The sequence below is a fragment of the Bacteroides sp. An279 genome, assembly GCF_002159615.1.
Lineage (GTDB): Bacteria > Bacteroidota > Bacteroidia > Bacteroidales > Bacteroidaceae > Phocaeicola > Phocaeicola intestinalis.
Map to the genome: position 1 here is coordinate 1 of NZ_NFJA01000161.1, position 3,833 is coordinate 3,833.

General features: G+C 47.0%; 3 protein-coding genes and 1 tRNA gene. All 4 read right to left on the bottom strand.

Going from position 1 to position 3,833, the window contains the following annotated elements; translation table 11 throughout:
- Positions 1-333 precede the first annotated feature (333 nt).
- The 4 genes from B5F78_RS16090 to B5F78_RS16105 all read right to left on the bottom strand — a co-directional run bounded on the left by B5F78_RS16090 (position 334) and on the right by B5F78_RS16105 (position 3,726).
- On the bottom strand, positions 334-1,593 hold the full coding sequence (locus tag B5F78_RS16090) for a glycoside hydrolase family 88/105 protein (protein ID WP_087407219.1): 1,260 nt from the start codon (positions 1,591-1,593) through the stop codon (positions 334-336).
- 89 nt (positions 1,594-1,682) lie between these two features.
- Positions 1,683-1,754: transfer RNA gene (locus B5F78_RS16095), tRNA-Cys, on the bottom strand.
- Positions 1,755-2,058: 304 nt separating this feature from the next.
- Entirely contained in the window at positions 2,059-2,760 is a 702-nt protein-coding gene (locus B5F78_RS16100) for an outer membrane beta-barrel protein (protein WP_087407220.1), read from the bottom strand.
- A gap of 372 nt (positions 2,761-3,132) precedes the next feature.
- Positions 3,133-3,726: a hypothetical protein gene (locus B5F78_RS16105; RefSeq protein ID WP_239473505.1), complete on the bottom strand. Its 594-nt coding sequence runs from the start codon at positions 3,724-3,726 to the stop codon at positions 3,133-3,135.
- Positions 3,727-3,833 lie beyond the last annotated feature (107 nt).

Below are 3,833 nucleotides of genomic sequence, written 5' to 3' on the forward strand. Positions count from 1 at the left end.
TGACGAAGATATCTATCAGGCTATCATCAACAGGGAGGAAGATATGAAACATATTTGCGACATTTATAGATTAAAAGCTGCAAGTTGAACTTGCGAAACTTGAATAATTGAATATCCGTATTTTCCCAACAAGGAGTTAAAAGGATTTATTTCAGGGAGTTAAAAGGAGTTAGAAGCCAATACATTAGTTCATGGAAGCCATAGCAAGACTATTGGCTTTTAACTCCTGCCGAAGGTATAACTTCTTTTAACTTCCTCTTATACTATGGGCATTTTGCGGAATTCATAAAAATTTAAAAGGCTCTGTGTCCTCTGTGGTGAAAAATGATAAACTTATTTCACTAATTCGTATTCCAGGCAAGCCATGATGAAAGGGCCGATGGCTTTGCCTTCATTGTTTACGATGGTTACGTCTTTACCGCACAGGTAATAGTCGGGTGTACCGTCGCGCGAGGGATCTTTTGCCGGACCCAATCCTGCCGAACGGCAACTTTGGTTCAGGTTAATGGTGCCGTCTTCGTTGGTGGTGACAAAGGTTTTCAGCAATCCTTGGTATGCCTTTTCGGCTACGTCCTTATAGCTTTCGGGCAGGATGCCGAGGCGGATGCCTTTCAGATAAGCGTAGGTAAACATGCTCGAAGCCGAGGACTCCAGGTAATTGGCGATACCGCATCGGCTTACGAACGAGTCGTCGTATTGCAGCAATTGGTACCATACGCCGCTCTCCCGGTCTTGCCAGTGTGCCAGTCCCTTGGCTACGGTATTTACGATGGTCTTCAGCTCATTGTAGTCGGGGTGCGACTGGGGCATCACTTCCAGCACGTCGACCAGTGCGGCGAAATACCAGCCCATGCCCCGTCCCCAGAACTCTTTGGAGCAGCCTTTGTGAGGTTCAGTCTTGTTTGCCCAGAACGAGTTGGCGTCTTCGGGATTGGCAGACCATGCGTGATAATACAATTGCTTGCCGGCATCGTAGGTATGGTGGGCGATGGTCTTGAACTGGTGCGCAATGTCGGTCCATGCCTTTGTATTGTTGGGGTCGAAGTTGGCTTGCCATTCGGCATAGAAGGCGGCTCCCATATAGAGACCGTCCAGCCACATCTGTCCCGGATAGATATCTTTATGGAAGAAACATCCTTTGGCATCGCCTGTCTGGATACGCGAATAGTCGTTCACCAGGTAATTCCGAAGCCAGTCGGCAGCCTTTTTGTAGCGGTCGGCATTGTGCGTGCCGTTCTGCTCGTCCAAGGCTTTTTCGTGGCGGTAAAGGGCGAAGAGCACCTTGCCCGAATTGATGTTGTCGATGTTCCCTTTCTTGAAGTTCTTGAAGGTGCCGTCGGGATTGATGGCGTTATCAGCATAGTCTTTAGCCCATTGGTAATAGTCGGCAGTCCAGTCGGCATACCGATATTGCTCGCAAAGGTTCAGGAGCGACTTGGCTACCAGCCCGTTCACGTAGTCCCACGATTTGCCGTGTGTCCATTGTTTGCCTTGCGATTCCGCCATGCGTTGCGAATAGCGCGTTTGCGCATGAGTGGAAAGGGTGCAGCAGGCGGCAAGAAGCAGGCATACGGCGCATACGAATGTTTTCATGCTCGATAGTTTTTTAGGGTTAGGTTTTATTTCTTTTACGGTTAACGAAAAAAAGGCCGGCTGAACATTCAGCCGACCTTCATGCTTTGAGGTTCCTGGCGGATTCGAACCGCCGTGCACGGTTTTGCAGACCGCTGACTAAGCCACTCATCCAAGGAACCATTGGTTGTTACACTTGTGTTTCTCAAATGCGTTGCAAAGGTATGACTATTTTTTGAATCTGCAATACTTTCCACCGAAATTTTTCATTTTTCTTCATGTTTTCCATCAGTTTTCCATCTGTCTTTTCAAGAAATGCTCTTTATTGTACTCATGTGCATCGTTAAACGGCGAACTCACTTGTGTTCATCAAAAGGCATGTTTGAATCGTTGTCTTTTTGAAATACGAAGCCAGCGCAATCTGTTTCTTCTGTGGAGAGCGTGCAGATTGCGCTTGGGCATTATCGCATCAAAAAGGTATGCCGTTTAAAACCGGTATCCGATATTCAGTTGGAAATTAGAGTTCCGCAATCCTAACAGGTCGTGCACCTGTTTGATGCCTACCATGTAATTGAAACTGACGGTGTAATGTTCGGCTATGATTGCTTTCAGTCCGGCAGTTCCTCCATATTCCCAGTGGCGGAAAGGAGTGAGAAGGGCATGTGCATTGTTCGGGCTTCCTTCGACGGGGTACGAATATCCTTTCATCGGATTCCATTGGTGTGTTTCCGTGCGTGCACCTTCTCCATCGGGCTGTACAATTTCCAGCGAGGAATTTCCTGCGCTGAAGCCGTATGCTGCATAAAGGCCGATAGACGGCATCAGGCAGAAACGCTCGGTAATGTGGAAGTTATAACCTATCTTGAGGGGCAGGATCAGGTTGTTTATTTTAGTGTCTGTCTTAGGAAAATGTGTCACCATGTAAGGCGAGAATTTCATGGTGCTCCGGTTCTGTAAAAGTGTCAGTCCGGATGAAAGTGTCCAATGTTTTTTGAACTCATAGTCGACGGTTGCCCCTACTTGGAACCCGGCTTTCATTCCTCCTGTTTGTTCTGCCGTATGCTTTTGACTTGCCAGATAGTGTGACAGGTTTGCTCCGGCTTCTACGCCAAACTTTACTTGTTGGGCTGCTATTGGCAGGATATTTAGAAGAGACAGTATGAGTATAATGGATAATTTTATGTTCATAATGATGTAATGGTTGTTTTGAATGGATTGTTATGTATGTTCTTCACTATTCTTTACTATTAAAGTGTATTGTTGTTTGTTTTTGGTTTCTTTTATTTCTATCTTCGCACTCACCTCCTTTCTTTTTAGGTGGTTGGGGCAGGCACTTCCGGTTTCTTTTAGCGGGGAAAGGGAAGGGGCTTGCCTTTATTTCGCATCTTTGAAATGCAGATTGCTTTTAAAGTTATTTGAATATCCGCAAACATCCCATGTAGGGGCGTATCGCATACGCCCGAATGCACCAACTTATCCATGCGGATGTCTTTAAGATACGCTCCTACAGCTAATTGTGCAAAATGCGGATATTCATTTAAATTTATATCAGTCTTTGCATCAGAAAGGAACGTACACGGAGAGCATGAGGTCGGACAGATGCCCTTTGCGTCCGTTTGCCGCCCCTTTGTTGAAATGCTTCAGCACATCGAGGCATCCGTATTGGTAGGAGAGGGCAAGCTCGCAATGCTTTCCTGCGCGGTAGCCTATCTTTGCCAGTACGGGCAGGTCGAATACGGCTTGCGGGCGTACATAGAGGGTAGGAGCCATACCCAGCCCGAAGAAGAACTTCCCGGTGATGCGGTAGTTCCAGCTGGCAGCTATGGATACGGGCATGACGAACTCGCTGAACTCATCTCCTTCATTGCCGGTGTAAGTGCCGTCTTGTTTAGAAAGGAACGGCACGTATTTTTGTGTGCTCATACCTTGGAATCCGATGGTAAGGTCGAGGTCGAAGAAGTGTTTCTGCTGGGGCAGGAAGCGTAAGCGGTACCCTATCATCCCGTTTCTTTTCAGGTTATGGTCGTAGCGTAATTCGTTGGTAGGCGGAATAAGTTGCTTGCTGTCCTGCATGGGGAATCCGATACCTCCGCCGACTAACACTCCGTGTTCCACCTTCTGCGCGAAGGCGGAGGTGGAAAAGATTACTAACAATAAGAAGCTGTTTTGAATTTCTCCAAAAAGTTTTTCTTGGCTTGATGTATCCGTTTTCGTGTGTGCTTTGGGCGATTTTTTGGTCCTTTTCGCTCCTGTTCTTCGTC